Genomic DNA, 17,799 nt, shown 5'->3' on the forward strand with positions numbered 1-17,799 from the left:
ATAAACATTAGCCTTAACTAAGTTTTTAGTAAGTCGAAGCAAATTGTTATATTCAAAACAAAAAATTTATGGAATTCTTACCAAACTGGTTTTTTGAACTAAATCCTATTGTACAAGCCTTGATGGGGGGATTATTCACCTGGGGTGTAACATCGCTTGGAGCGGCTCTTGTCTTTTTTACGAAAGGCATCAACTACAAATTATTGGATGGTATGATGGGTTTCGCTGCCGGTGTTATGATTGCAGCGAGCGTGTGGTCATTAATTATACCCGGAATTGAACTGGCCGAAGCCCAGGGAATGATTGGCTGGATTCCTGCAGCCATTGGTTTTTTACTTGGCGGGGTCTTCCTGAGAATTTGTGATGCCTATGTTCCCCACCTGCACATCGGCTTACCACGCGATGAAGCGGAAGGCGTAGACACCAAATGGAAGCGAGCCACCCTGCTTGTATTAGCCATTACATTGCATAACATACCGGAAGGTTTAGCTATTGGAGTTCTTTTTGGAGCAGCAAGCCTGGGGCTTGATATGGTTGGCGGGGCAACAGTGGCCGGAGCTATTACGCTGGCTATTGGTATTGGTATTCAAAACTTTCCGGAAGGTATTGCTATCTCTATGCCGCTTCGTCGTGATGGGCTGAGCCGGTTTAAGAGCTTCAACTATGGACAGCTCTCCGGTATTGTAGAGCCGGTTTCTGCTGTGATAGGAGCTGCGGCCGTAATTTTCATCACGCCTATTCTGCCGTACGCACTTGCATTTGCCGCCGGCGCCATGATCTATGTGGTGGTTGAGGAATTGATTCCGGAAAGTCAGCTTCACGGAAATGCTGACCTGGCTACTTTAGGCGTTATGCTTGGCTTTGTGGTGATGATGGTATTAGATGTAGCACTCGGGTAAAATTTTTTGCTAAAGTATTTTCCAGGGGCATCGATAAGAAAGTCGATGCCTCTTTCCTTTGGTACCATTCCAAAATTTTCGGGTTTTCAGCAAAAACTTAATTTCGAAAGGTGTTCAAAAAATCAATGCGCATTTCGTACCTTCAACATCTTGTTAATCCTAATAAATACGTATTTCATTGAGCGACAATAAGATCATTTTTTCTATGGTTGGGGTAAGCAAAACTTACAAACCCAACAAAACGGTACTTAAAGATATTTACCTCTCCTTTTTCTACGGAGCTAAAATTGGTGTGCTGGGTTTAAACGGTGCGGGTAAATCTACCCTGCTGCGAATTATTGCCGGAGAAGACCAGAACTACCAGGGCGATATCAGCATTCAGAAAGGAATCACTTTCGGGTATCTGTCGCAGGAGCCCAAGCTCGATCCTTCTAAAACCGTGAAGGAAATTGTAGAAGAAGGCGTGCAGGAAACCATAGACCTGCTGAAAGAATATGAAGAAGTGAATGCTGCTTTCAGTGATCCGGATGCTGACTTTGAGAAATTGATTGAAAGGCAATCTAAGCTGCAGGAAAAAATTGATCAGGTTGAAGCCTGGGATATCGACAGCAAGCTGGAGCAAGCGATGAATGCCCTTCGGTGCCCTCCCGGCGATACTTCCGTTAAGGTGCTCTCCGGTGGTGAAGCCCGCCGTGTTGCCCTTTGTCGTTTACTGCTCAAAAAACCCGATGTTTTGTTGCTGGATGAACCGACCAACCACCTGGATGCTGAATCTGTTGGCTGGCTGGAACAACATCTGGATCGCTATGAAGGAACTGTTATTGCCGTAACTCACGACCGTTACTTCCTCGACAATGTGGCCGGCTGGATTCTTGAACTGGATCATGGCGAAGGGATTCCGTTTGAAGGCAACTACAGCTCATGGCTGGAACAAAAATCCAAACGACTGGAGCAGGAAGAGAAAGAAGAATCCAAACGTCAAAAAACACTTAAGCAGGAGCTGGACTGGATTCGTCAGAACCCTAAAGGACGACGTGCCAAGAGTAAGGCCCGTATCAACAAATACGAGGAATTGCTTTCTGAGGAGCACGATAAACGTCGTGACGACATGGAGATTTTCATCCCCGCCGGTCCACGCCTTGGCGATAAGGTGATTGTTGCCGACCAGGTGACCAAAGGTTTTGAAGAACGCCTGCTGATTGAAGACATGAACTTCAAGCTGCCTCCCGGGGGCATTGTTGGGGTGATCGGGCCAAACGGTGCCGGTAAAACCACCCTATTTAAAATGATAACCGGTCAGGAAGAACCCGACAGCGGAGAGTTGGTAACCGGAGACACCGTAAATCTTGGCTATATAGATCAGAAGCGACCTCTTGATCCTTCCAAAACAATTTGGGAAGAAATCTCAGGCGGGCAAGACACTATTCAGCTGGGCAACCGGGAAGTGAATTCACGTGCCTATGTAGCCCGTTTTAATTTCAGCGGTAGCGATCAACAGAAAAAAGTAACCGAACTTTCCGGTGGTGAACGCAACCGGGTTCACCTTGCAAAAATGCTGAAAGAAGGCGCTAACGTGCTGCTTCTTGATGAGCCTACTAATGATCTCGATGTAAATACATTGCGAGCCCTGGAAGAAGCCTTACTGGAATTTGCCGGCTGTGCTGTCGTCATATCTCACGATAGATGGTTCCTCGACCGAATTGCTACTCATATTTTAGCCTTTGAAGGAAACAGCCAGGTGTATTGGTTTGAAGGAAATTATGAAGAGTACGAAGAGAATCGTAAACAGAGGCTCGGCATAACTGATGACCAACCCCACCGCATTAAGTACAAAAAACTGATGCGATAGTTTGCGAACACATTGTTTTACTCCATTGTTTAGGGCATTTTCCTAACACACTAAAATTTAGCACATATGGCTTTAGAGAATGTTAAAGAGCGCCCGGATGTAGATCAGAAAGTTGTTGCCCTTTTTGCGTTCGGTATTGTCTGTGCTTTATTGCTAATCCTTATTGTAAACATTTCTATTAATACCACATCGGGTATACGCGGGTATGTTGGCGGAGAAGGTATGTGGACCAAGGCTCAGAAAGAGTCAGTAATCCATCTCACTAATTACATCATCACGGGCAATGATGAGGAATTCGATCACTTCAAAAGTGTGCTTAGGGTTAATATCGGCGATCGCGTAGCAAGAGAAGAATTACTTAAAAACGATTACGACTACCAGAAAGCGTATGAAGGATTTTTGATGGGCAAGAACCACCCGGAAGATATCCCCCATATGATTAATGTATTCCGAAGATTCAGCTGGACTCCACAAGTTCAGACTGCCATCGACGTGTGGACTGAGGCTGATGAAAAAATTACCGATCTCATACACTTTGGAGATTCCATTCGAACTCAGAGACAGTCATCTGAAATTAGTTTAGAACAAAAAACAGAATGGGTTACCCGGATCGAAAAAATAGACCATGAATTCACCGATCTGGAAGTTCGGTTCTCGGCGGCAATGGGAAACCTGGCTCGTCTTGTCAATTCTGTTTTACGCTGGAGCGTGATAACCCTTGGACTTATGCTTATTGGAATCGGTATTTGGCTGGTATACCGCTTTCTGAACAGTACAAGGGTTTGGATGAAAACTCTCAGGGAAAGTGAGGAGCGATTCAAGCAAGTGCTTTCCAACTCCAAAGACGTGCTCTACAAAATGAATTTGGATGACAGACAGTACAAATATGTGAGCCCGGCCATCACCTCCATGTTGGGTTATAAACCTGAGGAATTTCTGGATGGCGGAATCTCGTTCATTTTTTCAAAAATGCACCCCAAAGATCGGGAGCGTCTTCAGCAGGTAGTAGAAAAGTATGACCATATCGAAGACAACGAATTCCTCCCCTTTGTTGAATTCCGGCTTAAAGACAGCTCTGGAAACTGGAAGTGGGTGAATAATGTACGAACGCTGGTTCGGAACTCAGAAGGCAAGCCCGAGGCTATTATAGGAAGCGTGCGGGATATTTCAACCCAAAAGAAACAGGACAAACAAATTAAGGAGTCCCTTAAAGAGAAGGAGATTCTGTTGCAGGAAATTCATCACAGGGTAAAAAATAACCTGGCTATTATTTCGAGCCTGCTGGAGCTTCAAAAAGATAACGTAAGCCAGGAAGTCGAAGATTTATTGTCTTCCAGCCAGTCTCGCATCAAATCAATTGCCAAGGTGCATGAGAAGCTGTATGAGTCATCAACTTTGTCCAACATTCCTCTCGACACTTATATACGGGAGTTATCAGATGAGATAAAAAATGCTTACACCAGCGGCAAGAAGAATATAGAGATTCAGCTGGATGTGGTTCCTTTTGAAATTGATCTTGATGAAGCAATACCTATCGGGCTCATTCTCAATGAGCTAATTAATAATGCTTTCAAGCATGCTTTTAAAGAACACAAAGAAGGCATCATCAGGATCTCCCTGGAGAAAAGCGGAGAGGGAATGGAGTTAGTAGTTGAGAATAATGGCAACAGCATAGCTGAAGATTTTGATCCGGACCAAAGCGATTCACTCGGCATGACACTGATCAGAGTCTTAATTAAGAGAGTAAACGGCACACTGAAGATCGAAAGCGGAGAATGGACACGCTTTATTATTCAGTTTGAGCTGGGCGACTGACCTCGCCTTCTTCTTCCTCTAAAGGTTCATTCATGAGCCATTTTAACACCTTAGAAGTATCCGGCGAACTGAGGTCAGCCGTCTCAAAACCCATACCTCCTGCCCCTGATGCCGCCGTTACCGTCAGGTTTCGAATGTCTTTATTCTCCTGAAAAGGATTTTGACTGGTCTCCGCATTTTGAATCCGGTTCCTTTTCACAATAGCGGTTGTGCGTGACACCACCCGGTAGCGCATTCTCAGGATTTTATCTCCAAGCCCAAGAGCTGCATCCTGATATCTCATCCACCCTAAATATCCCAAAAGCGGTATTATCAGCAACGAAAGCCATCCATACTCCATCAGGTACCAGGCAATCGGAATAAGCGGCAACACAAAATAATTGGGGCGCCGGATGTATCTCCATAATGTTCTTCGGGGAGGCCTGATTTGGTATTCCGGCTCTTTGTATTCTTCAAGAAATTCTGCCAGAAAACTGCTGATATTCGAAGATGCGATAAAAGGGACCAGCACAATAGATCGCCCTTTCTGGGTTTGATCGAAGCCGGCACTTTCCACGTACAGCATTCCATATCCAAAAGGCTGACGAATAACGCCCTCTACAAACCGCACGGCCTGGATGCGGTCAAAAGGCACGGTAATGTGTTTCCTCTCTACCAACCCACTGGTGATGATGAGTTCCTTGGATGTTTTTTCGAGCTGAAAGTCTGAATACTTAAAAATCACCCCAAGAAACGACAGCGCCCACGATATCACGATAATAGCTATGACGATACCAACGATCAGGGTGACATCACTATATCCGGGAAGAGCTTCATATACGTACTCTATGGTCTCCTCGTTTATAAACTCATCCATCTGACCAGAAACCGCACCCAGTATGGAAGCAATCAGGCCAAAATTGCCGGAGGTAAAAGCAGCAAAAACCAAATCCTTGGTGGATAGCTTCCACTGCCCCAACACTTCCTCTTCTTCATAAACCTCTTCGGCTTCTTCCTCTCCTTCACCATTGGCGGACCGTTTTTTACGAAGTTCAGACCGCAAAGCTTCTGCATCACCACGCGAAATAGCACTGATTGTAGCCGTTTCCGTACCTCCACCGGCTGTCTTTACTTCCACTTTCACCAACCCAAACATTCGTTGCAGTAAGCCCTCTGTAATATCGATCACCTGTATGCGGTCTTTAGAGAGGTACATATTACTTTTTACGAGCACTCCTTTTTTGATCTGAAGCTCATCTTCGTGTACCCGATACCGAAAAACCACCCAACTCAACACCCCGCTTACAAGCGTAATGGCAATACCAGCCAGCAAGAAGTAAATAAAATATCCTTCGGTATTAGAGGTACCGATGAAAAGCAGAATAACAATGGTGATGAAATTCTGTTTTATGCTTTCCATCACCCTTGTTACCGCTGCAATGGGATGTTGCCGCTTAAACTCAGACATCATCTTTCACCTTACGTACAAGTGTAGAAATCGTGGTGCGGAGCTCGTCTGCAGTATCATCGTCAAGAGCGGGAATTTCATGCGTGGTTGCTGCAGTAGATATGGTGACGGACGACAACCCGAATTTCCGGTAAATAGGTCCTTGCTTGGTATCCACGTGCTGAACCCGGTTAATAGGAACGAGCGTTCTTTTCTTGATGATAATGCCCCGCAGCATATCTATTTCTTTTTCGGAAACATCATACTTCCAACGTTTCCATCGAATATTGGGTAGCAGCACTCCGGTTAACAAATAAAAGATAAGGGAAGCAAGAAATATAGAACCAAACAGAAGCCAGTCCATACCATGGTACCATGGCGTGCCGATGCCTGAGTTGTGATTTATAGCAAGGGCCATTTGAATAATAGAGGGGGTAAACCAAAACAATCCAAATAGCAAAGCATTTACCGTCCAGGCTTTGATGGCATTTTTATGGATTCGGGTAGCGGGCTCTTGATTCATGCACTGAATGATTGAAGCATTAATTTCAGCCTGATAATAAAAAAGATAAATGGATAAATGTTCCTAAAAATAGAAAAAGCCACACAATGGTGGCTTTTCTTTTAAAATTGGTAAAGGAAATTACATAGCGTTTTTCTTTTCCTGAATTTCCTGACGGATTTCATGAGAAAGCTTCTTTAGAGTCATTAGACTCTTGCGGGCACGTGTTCCGGCAGCTTTATTTCCTTTCTCATAAAATTTCTTCATGTCAACTTGCAGTTCTTCTACTACGTTGTTGATATCGTCCATTCTACTCATGTGTTGTACTCCTTAAGATTTAGTTTCGATTAACGGTGCTTATAAAAAATTAGTTAAACACCTGCTTTTTTAAATAGTACTGCTTAGTTCTATACAGTATTAAAATCTGCATTAATTTAATAAATAAGCAGATAAATACATTGTTTTCTTTAACTCTGGATTATAGGTACTTCTTCCCGGGTTGTTCCCTTAACCTCATCCACACCTATCATTAACGCTAATCCCACAACCAAAAGCAACAAAATAGCACTCATTCCCCACCGCTGGTTATCCATCAACAAGGTGATCCAACCTACCATAATAGGACCGGCAAAAGTGGTTACTTTTCCGGACAAGGCAAACAGCCCATACATTTGATTTCGTTTATCTTGCGGGGCCAACCTTCCCATAAATGTCCGGCTTGATGCCTGCACGGGACCTACAAATATTCCAAGCAGCAATCCCCACACCCAAAACCAGATCTCCGCTTCCACAAAAAGAACGGCCACCACCGGCACAATCAACCCCACCAGCGACCACACGATTGTGTTTTTACTGCCGCTGATATCATCCAGCCAGGAAAACCCGAATGCACCCAGTCCGGCCGTCACATTGAGAGCGATACCAAACATAAAGATCTGCCCGGTATCAAAACCGAAGGTTCCGGCTGCATACACTCCCCCCATCGCAAAAATGGTTGCCAAGCCATCATTATAAAACAGGCGAGCCAGTAAAAACTTCCAGATATTCGGCTCCTCTTTAAGCATGGCAATTCCGTTTTTGAGCTCCTTCATGCCATCCTTTACCGCCACCGACATACTTTTATTTTTTGAAGGAACGTCTTCCGTCTTAAAAAACATGGGAAGACTAAAAACGGCATACCACAAGCCGGTGAACAGAAAAGTGATTCTTACATTCTGCAAAGAGCCCTCATCCAACCCGAATACATCGGCACCGTACTCCACAAAACCGAAGTACCCGATGATCAGGCAAACCAGTCCGCCGGCGTACCCCATGGCCCAGCCCCAGCCCGACCATTTGCCAATGGTTAAACTGGTGGTTAAATCAGGCAACATGGCATTATAAAAAATGAATGAGAGCTCAGCTCCAAGCGTAGCAATGAAAGCCATTGAAAGGGCAAACCAGATGAAATCAGAACTGGGCTCGGCAAACCATAACATGCTGCAACCGATTACACAAAGGGTGGTAAAAAAAGCAATCCAGGGCTTACGTCGTCCCCCCTCATCAGCAATAGATCCTAAAAAAGGAGCTGAAATAGCTATGACAAAACCCGCCAGCCCGATCATATTTCCCCACAAGGCCGTACCTGAGGTTTCATTTTCGGCTATGGATTGGGCAAAATAGGCGGCAAACACAAAGGTTTGAATCATCACGAAATAAGCCGAATTGGCCCAGTCGTACATAGCCCATGCTAAAAGTCCTTTTGAAGATTTCTCAGGCATAAAAATGTTTTTAAGTGGTTGAAGAGCCCGAATATCGGTTTTGGAGGCGGGAATGCAAAATTAAATAACCGTACTTTACCTATACCTGAGTTCTTTAGCTCAGATGTTGATCCTCACAATTCCATCACAAACTTTAAAAGTTCCATAACATTAAAACCCCTACCATCTTATCAAAAAAAGATATGCGCCTGCTTTTACTGATACTCATTCTTATTACTTCAGCTTGTACCATTCAACAGCAAAAAGAAGAGCCTGCCCCTCACTCATTTTCTCAAGCACTGGCCACACCAGCCTGGTATCAGGCTTCCGATTTTGATACGGTAAAAGTATTGTCCTGGAATGTGGAGCATTTTGTTGATGATATTGATAATCCTTACATAGACAACGGGCGGGAGAATAATCCACCTGAGAATATGGAAGAGCGGCGGAAATTATTCGTTGAGATCATTAAAAAAGCGAATGCCGATATTGTGATTCTTCAGGAATTTGAAAGTGACAGCTATGCTCAACAATTAGCTGAAGAACGTTTTCCTGAGTTAGGATATCAGGTTTTTGCCGGCCACGAGAGCAACGATTGGTATATGAATGTAGTGGTGATGAGCCGGATCCCTTTAGGGCTGTTTCACAGCTATACTGCAACAAATACGCCGATTATTGAACAAGTAGATGATGAGGGCAATCCTGCCTCACAGGCATTCACCAACAATCGTATGTGGACCACAGAAGTGTTGGTGAACCCGGATTATTCATTTTATTTAACCGGTGTACACCTTAAAGCCGGCCGTGGTGACCGAAATGAGAATTGGCGACTCGGACAAATCAATCTTCTTCGCGCTCACTACGATCAACTGTTGGCGCTGAATCCCAACGAGAATATTCTGACTGTGGGTGATTTCAACAGCACACCAGACAGCGATGAATTCCAAGCTTTTCTGGGAACCGGTTCATCTATAGAATTCGTAGACCTTTTGGGCGGAACCGGAGTGTTCTCTCACCCAGCTGATTCTGCCTTCTGGCGCATTGATCACATCCTTCCCAATAACAACATGAAGAGTGAAGTTGCCAGGGATACCGTGATTGTGAATTACTACTTTTCGCCTGACTCAATGAATATGGCAGCAGACCACCTGCCAATGAGCATAGAGATCATTCCAAAAGATTTATAACTAAGCGGTAACTTCTTCAACCAATTCTTCCGCTCCCTGAATGCAATCCGGCACGGAGACGCCCCAGCGGTAATTACCGCCTAAATGCAGGCCGGGATTTTCAGATTCAAATTGTTGAAGCTTCTGTTTTTTCTGTTCGTAGCCAACATTAAATTGGGGAATGGCTTTTTTCCAGAGGTGAGATTTAATGAATGCCGGGGAAGCATCTGTCCCCATCAGCTCACGAAATTCTTTCAGAATCTCTTCTTCCACCTCTTCTGCCGGCTCGGTTAATATTCCCCGGTCGTGAGCTCCACCGGTCATCAGCGTAGCATGAAAATATCCGTCGGCCGTCAGTTCGGGGAAGATGCTTGATTTCCAAATGGCACCCAGCAGCCTGATGCGCTCTTTTCTTGGCACCAAAAATCCGAAGCCTTCTGGTTTTGTATTGATATCAGATGCTTTGAAGAGTACTTGGGTAGAAAGCATTGGGGCATAATCAATGTCAACAAGTTCGGCAGAAAGCTCCGGTTCAAATCCAGTCAGCATATGCCCCAAACTATACGCAGGGATACAAGAAATAATATTTTTTGAAGTGTATTCATCTTCCTCCGTTACCACCCTGTATCCTGATTCGGTCTTCTCCAACGCCTTCACTTCATCATAGATGATATGATCTGAAATTCTTTCGGTGATCGCGTCCGTCAGCTGCTGTATTCCTTCTTTGAAGGAAAGCACCATCGGTTTTACCGCTTTTCTCTGTTTTTTTGAACGGATGGCTCCCCAGGCAATGGAGCCGTAATCCTGCTCATATTCCGCAAGTTTGGGCAGCACCGATTTTTTACTCATCCGATAGATATTGCCGGCATAGATGCCCGAAAACACCGGGTCCACCAGGTAATCCACGGCTTCTTTGCCGATTCTCCGCTCCAGAAAATCCCCGATACTTTCATCCCCACCTGATCTTTCCCCGATAAACGGCTCTTTAAGCAGCCGAAGCTTTCCTTTAGGAGATAAAATCTTTGTAGAAATAAGAGAGCTTAAACTTGGCGACAATGCTTCAAGCGCCCGATCTCTAACTATAAAGCGCGTTTTAAATGCTTCTGAAATTTGGATCAGGTCATCTGAAAGCTCTAACTGTTTAGCCAATTTTCGAATTTGGCCGTTTCGATCGCGCAGGGAATTAGGCCCGAAATCCAATACCGAACCATGAGCTATTTTGGAGGTTATGGCGCCGCCGGTTTCAGCCTGCTTTTCGAATAGCTTGAACGGAATTCCTTTTTGGTGAAGAAACCAGGCCACAGAAAGCCCCGAAATGCCTCCACCCTGAATAATAACTTCCTGTGAAGTTAAATCACTCAAGCCGCCTCAACCTTTTTCACCTTAAGCTTTTCTGCGCACCATTTTTCAAGTGTGTCTATCCAGAGGTCACTATCGTTTACACAAGGAATCAGGATTAAATCTTCTCCTCCGGCTTCCACAAAGTCTTCCTTACCGCGGATACCGATCTCCTCCAGCGTCTCGATACAGTCTGAAATAAAAGCCGGACAGCAAACCGCTACTTTCTTCACGCCTTCTTCCTCTGCAAGTCGTACCAGTTCGGCATCGGTGGCCGGAGTAAGCCAGGGGTCGATTCCCAATTTCGACTGAAAAGCCGTGCTATAAGTAAAGTCCCTGCTATCCAAATCCAGATACTCGGCAGCATTCTTCGTAGTCATTAAATCCTGATGGCGGTAACAAAAGGTATGCGCCGGTGAATTGACGTTACAACAGTCTTCGCACTTCAGGCAATGGTCTCCGGTGATGTCCCGTTTCTTAATTTGCCGCTCTGGAACCCCGTGATAGGAAAACAGCAGGTGATCGATATCATGCTCATCAATATATGGACGAATACTTTCACCCAGCGCTTTCACATAATCCGGATCGTCATAGAAAGCATCCTTAAACTCTACCTGCAGGTTGGGATACTTACTCTGCCAAACTTCCTTGGCTTTTTCGATCACGGTTTCGGTGGTGGCCATCGCATATTGCGGATAAAGCGGAATCAGGAACACGCGATCCAGATTGGGGTTCTTTTCCATCAATTCATCAAAACCTGCTTCTATGGATGGATTTCCATATCTCATTCCCATCGAAACAGGGACATCATCACCCAGCCGCTGCTTAAGCTTATCAATCACCCGCTGGGTAATTACGATCAGGGGCGAACCTTCATCCCACCAAATCAGTTCGTAGGCTTCACCCGATTCTTTGGGGCGAAAGGGTAAAATAAAGGCCTCTACAATGGTTTTACGAATGGGAGCCGGAAAGTCGATTACACGTTTGTCTGTTAAAAACTCTCTCAGATACACTTTTAAGTCTGCGGGTTCATAACTATCGGGTGATCCGAGGTTAACCAATAAAATTCCAGTGTTCGATTGTGCCATGCCTGAATTTGATCTATGTTTAGTGTACAGTTAAGCAATAACTTTATTTAATGTGAAGAAAGTATGAATTCCGATAAAAACAGCTCTGTATTAATTGTTGGCTGCGGTTGGGTGGGTAAAAAATTAGGTGAAAAACTTATCAATGACGGATTCACCGTTTACGGAACTACCCGGTCTTCCTCTAATTTCTCCGAATTAAATGAAGCGGGCATCAAGCCGGTAAAATTAGAACTACCTGCCAAATCCCTGTCTGAAATTCGTTTGCCTGAAGTTGATTCAGTGCTCATCTCCATTTCTCCGGGACGAGGCGAAAACCGTGATGAATACCCAACTGTTATCGGACAACTTTCTCAGGTTCTGGCTGAAAGAAACGTACAGGTGCTGATGTATAGTTCCACGTCCGCCTATGGAAATGCAACTAATGAAGTTAAAGAAACAGATGCTGTGCCGGACCGCAACAGTGAGAATACCATGGTAGCCGCTGAAGGTGAGCTCCTTGAGCATATTCCTGAGGCCGTCATACTGCGCTTATGCGGGTTGTATGGAGAAGACCGGCATCCTGCAAAATATATGGCCGGCCGAACCGACATTGCTGACGGTGATGCCCCGGTGAACCTGGTTCACCGTGATGATGTCATCCAGGTTACCCAAAAAGTTATTTCTGAAAATATTCGCGGGGAAATATTTAATGTGTGTTCAGATTCGCATCCGAGTCGTGCGGAAATCTACACGGTAATTGCTGAACGACTGGGACTTAAAAAACCTACTTTTGTTGAAGGCGGAGCCGATGGAAAAATAGTTTCATCCAAGAAGCTGAAAGATCGATTTGACCTGGAATTTCTGCATCCGGATCCTATAGAATTCTTGGCTGGTTAGTCAGTTTTAAGGGTCCCCTCTTCCTCCAGAAAATCCAGCGTGTCGGCCGCATGCCGGAGATGTGGAATTACAATACTCCCGCCTACAATTAAGGCCACATTTAATGCATCAACAATTTCGGCTTTGGTTGAACCGGCTTTAGCACACTGCTCCAGGTGATAGTCGATACAGTCGTTGCATCGCAGCACCGATGAGGCCACCAGACCCAGCAGTTCTTTGGTTTGAGTGGAAAGGGCTCCGTCACGATAGGTATTGGTGTCCATATTGAAAAAGCGCTTGATGCCCAGGTGATCCAGGTCCATCACTTTCTTGTTCTGCTCGGCTCTTTTTTCTCTGAATAGTTCCAGTCTGTTTTTATCTGACATAGTCTGTTAATTTGATTTGCCTCTGATCATAAAACACAAAATAGGCATGTTCGTGATAAATAGTTGTGAGTATTGAGTATTGAGTAGTGAGTGATGAGTATTTTTCCTCACTACTCACTACTCAAAACTCATGACACATGACTCATATTTTTATTCACCCTTCACTTAGCTATCTTTTCGTGTTTTTGAGATTTAGTGGCAATCATTTATGTTCTGGAATAATAAAGAAGCCAAGCACAAACTGGTCGTTATTGGAGACAGCCTTTCACAGGGGTTTAACAACGGTGGTATTTACCGCACCGATGTTAATTTTCCTTCTTTCCTGCATCGCTGCATTGAACCAACACCCGATTTTGACCAACCCAGCTTTACCGCTCAGGCCGGCATCCCCTTAAACCTTGAAGTGTTGGTACGGGGAATGTCGGAAGAGTTCGGGGATGAAATTACCTGGAATGAATATCTGCCCGCCGCCACTCACATGCTGAAAACCCTGAAGCGGATTAAAAAATACTGGGAAGGCGGCTTAAAAGACCTCGCCGTAGAGCGAAGTTCACCTTATCACAATCAATCGGTGTGGGGGTTCAACATAAGCGACTCCTGGGTTGTGAATGAGCAAAACAGCCGGCATCACATTCAAACTAACCCCGAAAGGTTCACCGTTTTTGATATGCTCCCCGAGCATGCCAAATTCACCACTGCCCGGCTGGTTTTGAATCCATCCCTGAAGAAGGACAACGAACTCGAAACCCGAAGCCAGTTTGATAATGCGAAGGTACTGGCTGATGATGGCGGTATTGAGAACCTGATTGTGTGTCTTGGCCACAATAACATGATTGCGGCTATTACCGACTTAAAAATGATCTGGACCGAAGATGATAACCTGGAAGTATTTCCCGGAAAACGAACCCACACGGTTTATCGCCCCGAACATTTTGAAATTCAGTACCGGAAACTTGCAGAAAAAGTCTCGAAGCTGGATGCTAAACGAGTCTTTGTGCCCACCCTTCCCTATGTAACCATTCCACCGGTTTGCCGGGGAGTGAATTCTGATCTGTCCAGCAAGCGGCTCGGGTATTTTGATTATTACACCCGCTTCTGGATTTGGGATGAAGATTTCGATCCTGAAAAGCATCCGCATTTAACAAAAGATCAGGCCATTCAGCTCGACCTAACCATGGATGAATACAATAAGATCATCCGGGAAGTAGCCGATGAATACGGATGGACGGTAGTGCCCATGGCTAAGAATGTTGCCGGGTTGGCTCGTCGGCGTTTAGGAGGGGAGCTGGTTCGGGATCTTCCAAAAGGACTGGCTGATGCCTTATTAAAACAAGAAAGCACCGCACACCTTGTGGATGAGGATGGCGACATAAAGCTCAGCACCGATTTTATTCGTCTCGATAAGAACGGACAGCTTTACAAAGGTGGCATCTTCAGTTTAGATGGGCTTCACCCTACCACCATTGGATACGGGCTAATGGCGAATGTATATCTAAAAACCATGGCTAAAGCCGGTGTTAAATTTCAGCACTCCATCGACTGGGATGAAGTTGTTCGCGAAGACACGCTGGTAAGTAACCCTCCCAAATTATTGGCAGAGCTGCGGTATGTACTCCGCTTTCTGGCAATGGGAAATCAGGAAAAATTCCTCAATTTCGGCAAAAATATTCTCGGCCAGGCCATGGATTTGGTTTCTCCTCGTCAAAAAGAGTAACTATCCAACCTGGAGGTCTTCAAGTAGTCGGTTATATTTGGTCTTCAGGGTTTCCAGTCCGGCCTGCATTTCGTCTTTTACTTCCTTCCATTTATCCTTCCCGGATTCCTGAAGCTCGGCTAAATCCTCTTTGAAGGAATCCCGTTCGCCTTTAAGCTTCTCAAGTTTTTCCTCTGCTTTTTCACGAGCTTCTTCTGACTTTTCCTTCAACTGTTCTTCGGCTTCGGAAATATCCTCATTCATTTTCTCCAGCGTACGTTCTGCCTCTGCAATGAATTCCTCTTTGGTTTGCTGGACATCATTCCTGGCTGATTCTACCGTATTTTCAACCTCTTTACCCACATTCTCAGCATTCTTGTTGGTCTTCTCAGAACAAGCTGTAAACAGTAGCATGGTTGCAGTGATTAAAAGAATTAGTCTGTTCGTAAACATCGTTTTCCTGTATTTGATTGCGGTTATTCACTTTAGTGAATTGAAATTATCCTGACTTGTTCCGGGATTTAATGTATGAGAGAAATTAATTTAGATTTATTCTACATAAGCTTTGATTTGGTTTGAAACTCTCCTTAACTTAGAATCGATCTAAATAAAAATAACAATCTATTTTTCAAGACATGTTCCGACTCAAATCCTTTTTAACACTATTCTTAGTTTCATCTATACTTATTTCCTGCGACAACAATGACGATACAAAAATCGAAGTACCCTCATCTTATGAATTTACCCGAAACGGCGAATCGACTGTTTCATTCTCAGGCCAAACTACCCGAATTCAAATGGGGCACGAATTACTTCCGGCCATGCTGGACTTCGAAAATTCCACCGAACAGCTTTTGTTACGAATGTACCGCAACCAATCAGAAAACGGTGGCGATGTAGATCCGTTTGAAAGCGCTGAGCTGAACACTGCTACCAAAAATATTAAAGGAAAAGTAGCGGCTTCCACCGATTTCTTTTCAAACAACACCGCCGTAAGTGCGGAAATCAAGAATCAGTTTGAAACATGGATATCTCTTCAGGTTGAGGAAGTATTCCCAAATAGAAATACGCTGGCTGCACCCGGCCAACCCGGACAAATTGCCGATGGTTCTTCTACCCGTTACGTAAATGGGAAAGGATTAGAATACAATCAGTTGGTAGGCAAAAGCCTGATTGGTGCCCTGATGACCGACCAAATGCTCAACAACTATGTGAGTGTTTCTGTATTAGATGCCGGCACTAACCGTGAAGACAACAACGACGGAAACCTGGCTGAAGGCAAAAATTACACCAATATGGAGCACAAGTGGGATGAAGCCTATGGCTACCTCTTCGGTACCTCTGCTGATCCTGCAAATCCACTGGCTACCCTGGGTGAAGACGACAGCTTTCTGAACAAGTACCTGGCGCGCCTGGATAATGATGATGATTTCTCCGGCATTGCTCAGGAAACTTTTGATGCTTTTGCATTAGGTCGTGCTGCAATTGTTGAAGGGCAATATGATGTGCGCGATGAGCAAGCAGACATCATCCGAGAGAACATTTCCATCCTTATCGGAGTGCGTGCTGTTTATTATCTCCAGTCTGGAATGAATGCATTAGACCAGGAAACACCTGATTACGGTGCTGCTTTTCACGATCTTTCAGAAGCATACGGATTTATATACAGCCTGCAGTTTACACGAGTGCCCGGCTCCGACAGTCCATATTTCACAAAAACAGATGTGGACGCTTTCCTTGCTCAGCTTGAAGAAGGAAACGGACTTTGGGACGTAACTCCTGAAACACTCGACAACATGTCTGCTGAAATTGCCGGCCAGTTTAGCTTCACTGTAGAAGAAGCTGCCAACTAATAGTCGATTCTATTTTTCTCGCTGGCACCTGAACGATATCGGGTGTCAGCTTTTTTTGCTTTAAAAAGATACATACCATGAAGAAATTTTCGCTTTTATTACTCACTGTTTTATTGGTTTGGAGTTGTACCGATAACGGACCTTCCGGTCCCGATGCAGACGATTTTGACCGGGAAGCCATTTTGGTAAACTGGGCTGATAACATCATTATCCCGTCTTATACTAATTTTTCTGAAGCTACCGAACAGCTGCATACCGATGCTGCTACCTTTTCAGAATTTCCTACAGCAAGTAACCTTCTCACACTTCGGACTTCCTGGGAATCAGCATACCTTGCTTTTCAAACCGTTTCCATGTTTGAGATCGGCAAACCCATGGAACTTCGCTATCGGGATAACCTGAATATTTACCCGACCGACACCACCGAAATTGAGGATAACATTGAGTCCGGATCATACAACCTGGAACTGCCATCGCTCAACAACAGCCAGGGATTTCCTGCTTTAGATTATTTATTGAATGGATTGGCTGAAGAAGACACCGAGATCCTGACTTTCTACACCACCCATCCTGAGGCTGAAAACTATCGGCAGTACCTGACCGACCTGACATCCCGCATCGACTCTCTTACCAATGAAGTACTTACTGACTGGACTTCCGGCTACCGCGATGAATTTGTGAGCAATTCCGGAAATGGGGCCAATTCCTCACTCGATATGATGGTAAATGACTATATCTATTACTACGAGAAACATCTGCGCGCCGGCAAAATCGGCATTCCCGCTGGTGTGTTTTCCGGTTCACCACTAAGTTCTCATGTGGAAGCTTATTACAGTGGTGATTTTTCTAAAGAGCTATTTAATGCTTCTCTTGATGCCACCCAAAACTTTTTCAACGGGGTACATGTCAACCAGCCCAACCAAAGCGGAGAAAGCCTTGACGACTACCTTGATTATCTGAACACTATGAAGGAGGGAACTGATCTTACCACCCTCATAAACAACCAATTTGATGCAGCACGGCAGCAGGCCTCTTCACTCAATCCAAACTTCGCTGCTCAGATTGAATCGAACAATACAGCCATGCTTGCCACCTACGACGAACTGCAGATGAATGTGGTTTATATGAAAGTAGATATGCTGCAGGCATTGAATATAAACGTGGACTATGTAGATGCCGATGGTGATTAA

General features: G+C 44.7%; 16 protein-coding genes. 8 read left to right on the forward strand and 8 right to left on the reverse strand.

What is annotated here, in order from left to right:
* Positions 1 to 68 precede the first annotated feature (68 nt).
* The 3 genes from NM125_RS03785 (at position 69) to NM125_RS03795 (ending at position 4,563) form a co-directional block, all read left to right on the forward strand.
* Positions 69 to 899, forward strand: coding sequence for a ZIP family metal transporter (locus NM125_RS03785; RefSeq protein WP_255133013.1), 831 nt, complete (start codon positions 69 to 71; stop codon positions 897 to 899).
* A 172-nt stretch (positions 900 to 1,071) separates the two neighbouring features.
* Positions 1,072 to 2,748, forward strand: coding sequence for an energy-dependent translational throttle protein EttA (gene ettA, locus NM125_RS03790; RefSeq protein ID WP_349294178.1), 1,677 nt, complete (start codon positions 1,072 to 1,074; stop codon positions 2,746 to 2,748).
* A 66-nt stretch (positions 2,749 to 2,814) separates the two neighbouring features.
* Complete coding sequence (locus tag NM125_RS03795) at positions 2,815 to 4,563, forward strand: sensor histidine kinase (RefSeq protein WP_255133017.1); 1,749 nt, start codon at positions 2,815 to 2,817, stop codon at positions 4,561 to 4,563.
* Here NM125_RS03795 and NM125_RS03800 read toward each other — a convergent pair.
* From NM125_RS03800 to NM125_RS03815, 4 genes are all read right to left on the reverse strand, one after another.
* Positions 4,538 to 5,962, reverse strand: coding sequence for a PH domain-containing protein (locus NM125_RS03800; protein ID WP_255133019.1), 1,425 nt, complete (start codon positions 5,960 to 5,962; stop codon positions 4,538 to 4,540). The two genes, NM125_RS03795 and NM125_RS03800, sit on opposite strands and share 26 nt — an antisense overlap.
* Positions 5,963 to 6,002: 40 nt before the next feature.
* Positions 6,003 to 6,512, reverse strand: coding sequence for a PH domain-containing protein (locus NM125_RS03805; protein ID WP_255133020.1), 510 nt, complete (start codon positions 6,510 to 6,512; stop codon positions 6,003 to 6,005).
* Between the two features lie 120 nt (positions 6,513 to 6,632).
* Positions 6,633 to 6,809, reverse strand: coding sequence for a histone H1 (locus NM125_RS03810; RefSeq protein ID WP_255133022.1), 177 nt, complete (start codon positions 6,807 to 6,809; stop codon positions 6,633 to 6,635).
* Between the two features lie 149 nt (positions 6,810 to 6,958).
* The gene (locus tag NM125_RS03815; protein ID WP_255133024.1) at positions 6,959 to 8,251 is read right to left on the reverse strand and encodes an MFS transporter; all 1,293 of its coding nucleotides are present in this window, start codon (positions 8,249 to 8,251) and stop codon (positions 6,959 to 6,961) included.
* Between the two features lie 182 nt (positions 8,252 to 8,433).
* On the opposite strand from NM125_RS03815, the gene NM125_RS03820 reads away from it, so the two are divergent.
* Entirely contained in the window at positions 8,434 to 9,417 is a 984-nt protein-coding gene (locus NM125_RS03820; RefSeq protein ID WP_255133026.1) for an endonuclease/exonuclease/phosphatase family protein, read from the forward strand.
* Here NM125_RS03820 and hemG read toward each other — a convergent pair whose 3' ends face one another.
* Both hemG and hemH read right to left on the reverse strand, forming a co-directional pair.
* Positions 9,418 to 10,758, reverse strand: coding sequence for a protoporphyrinogen oxidase (gene hemG / locus NM125_RS03825; RefSeq protein ID WP_255133028.1), 1,341 nt, complete (start codon positions 10,756 to 10,758; stop codon positions 9,418 to 9,420). It abuts the gene before it with no gap.
* Positions 10,755 to 11,822, reverse strand: a complete 1,068-nt coding sequence (gene hemH, locus NM125_RS03830; protein WP_255133030.1) for a ferrochelatase — start codon at positions 11,820 to 11,822, stop codon at positions 10,755 to 10,757. Before hemH ends, hemG begins: the two co-directional genes overlap by 4 nt.
* A gap of 63 nt (positions 11,823 to 11,885) precedes the next feature.
* Between hemH and NM125_RS03835 the strand changes: the two genes are divergently transcribed.
* Complete coding sequence (locus tag NM125_RS03835) at positions 11,886 to 12,698, forward strand: NAD-dependent epimerase/dehydratase family protein (protein WP_255133032.1); 813 nt, start codon at positions 11,886 to 11,888, stop codon at positions 12,696 to 12,698.
* Here NM125_RS03835 and NM125_RS03840 read toward each other — a convergent pair.
* Complete coding sequence (locus NM125_RS03840) at positions 12,695 to 13,063, reverse strand: carboxymuconolactone decarboxylase family protein (protein ID WP_255133033.1); 369 nt, start codon at positions 13,061 to 13,063, stop codon at positions 12,695 to 12,697. The two genes, NM125_RS03835 and NM125_RS03840, sit on opposite strands and share 4 nt — an antisense overlap.
* 208 nt (positions 13,064 to 13,271) lie before the next feature.
* Here NM125_RS03840 and NM125_RS03845 point away from each other — a divergent pair, with 208 nt between their 5' ends.
* Positions 13,272 to 14,777 (forward strand): hypothetical protein, encoded by a 1,506-nt coding sequence (locus NM125_RS03845; RefSeq protein WP_255133035.1) that lies wholly within the window; start codon positions 13,272 to 13,274, stop codon positions 14,775 to 14,777.
* Here NM125_RS03845 and NM125_RS03850 read toward each other — a convergent pair whose 3' ends face one another.
* Positions 14,778 to 15,209, reverse strand: coding sequence for a sll1863 family stress response protein (locus NM125_RS03850; RefSeq protein ID WP_255133036.1), 432 nt, complete (start codon positions 15,207 to 15,209; stop codon positions 14,778 to 14,780).
* A 182-nt stretch (positions 15,210 to 15,391) separates the two neighbouring features.
* Between NM125_RS03850 and NM125_RS03855 the strand changes: the two genes are divergently transcribed.
* Together NM125_RS03855 and NM125_RS03860 are read left to right on the forward strand one after the other, a co-directional pair.
* Positions 15,392 to 16,609, forward strand: coding sequence for a DUF4856 domain-containing protein (locus NM125_RS03855; RefSeq protein WP_255133038.1), 1,218 nt, complete (start codon positions 15,392 to 15,394; stop codon positions 16,607 to 16,609).
* Positions 16,610 to 16,686: 77 nt separating this feature from the next.
* Entirely contained in the window at positions 16,687 to 17,799 is a 1,113-nt protein-coding gene (locus NM125_RS03860) for an imelysin family protein (RefSeq protein ID WP_255133041.1), read from the forward strand.

The sequence above is a fragment of the Gracilimonas sediminicola genome (assembly GCF_024320785.1).
GTDB lineage: Bacteria > Bacteroidota > Rhodothermia > Balneolales > Balneolaceae > Gracilimonas > Gracilimonas sediminicola.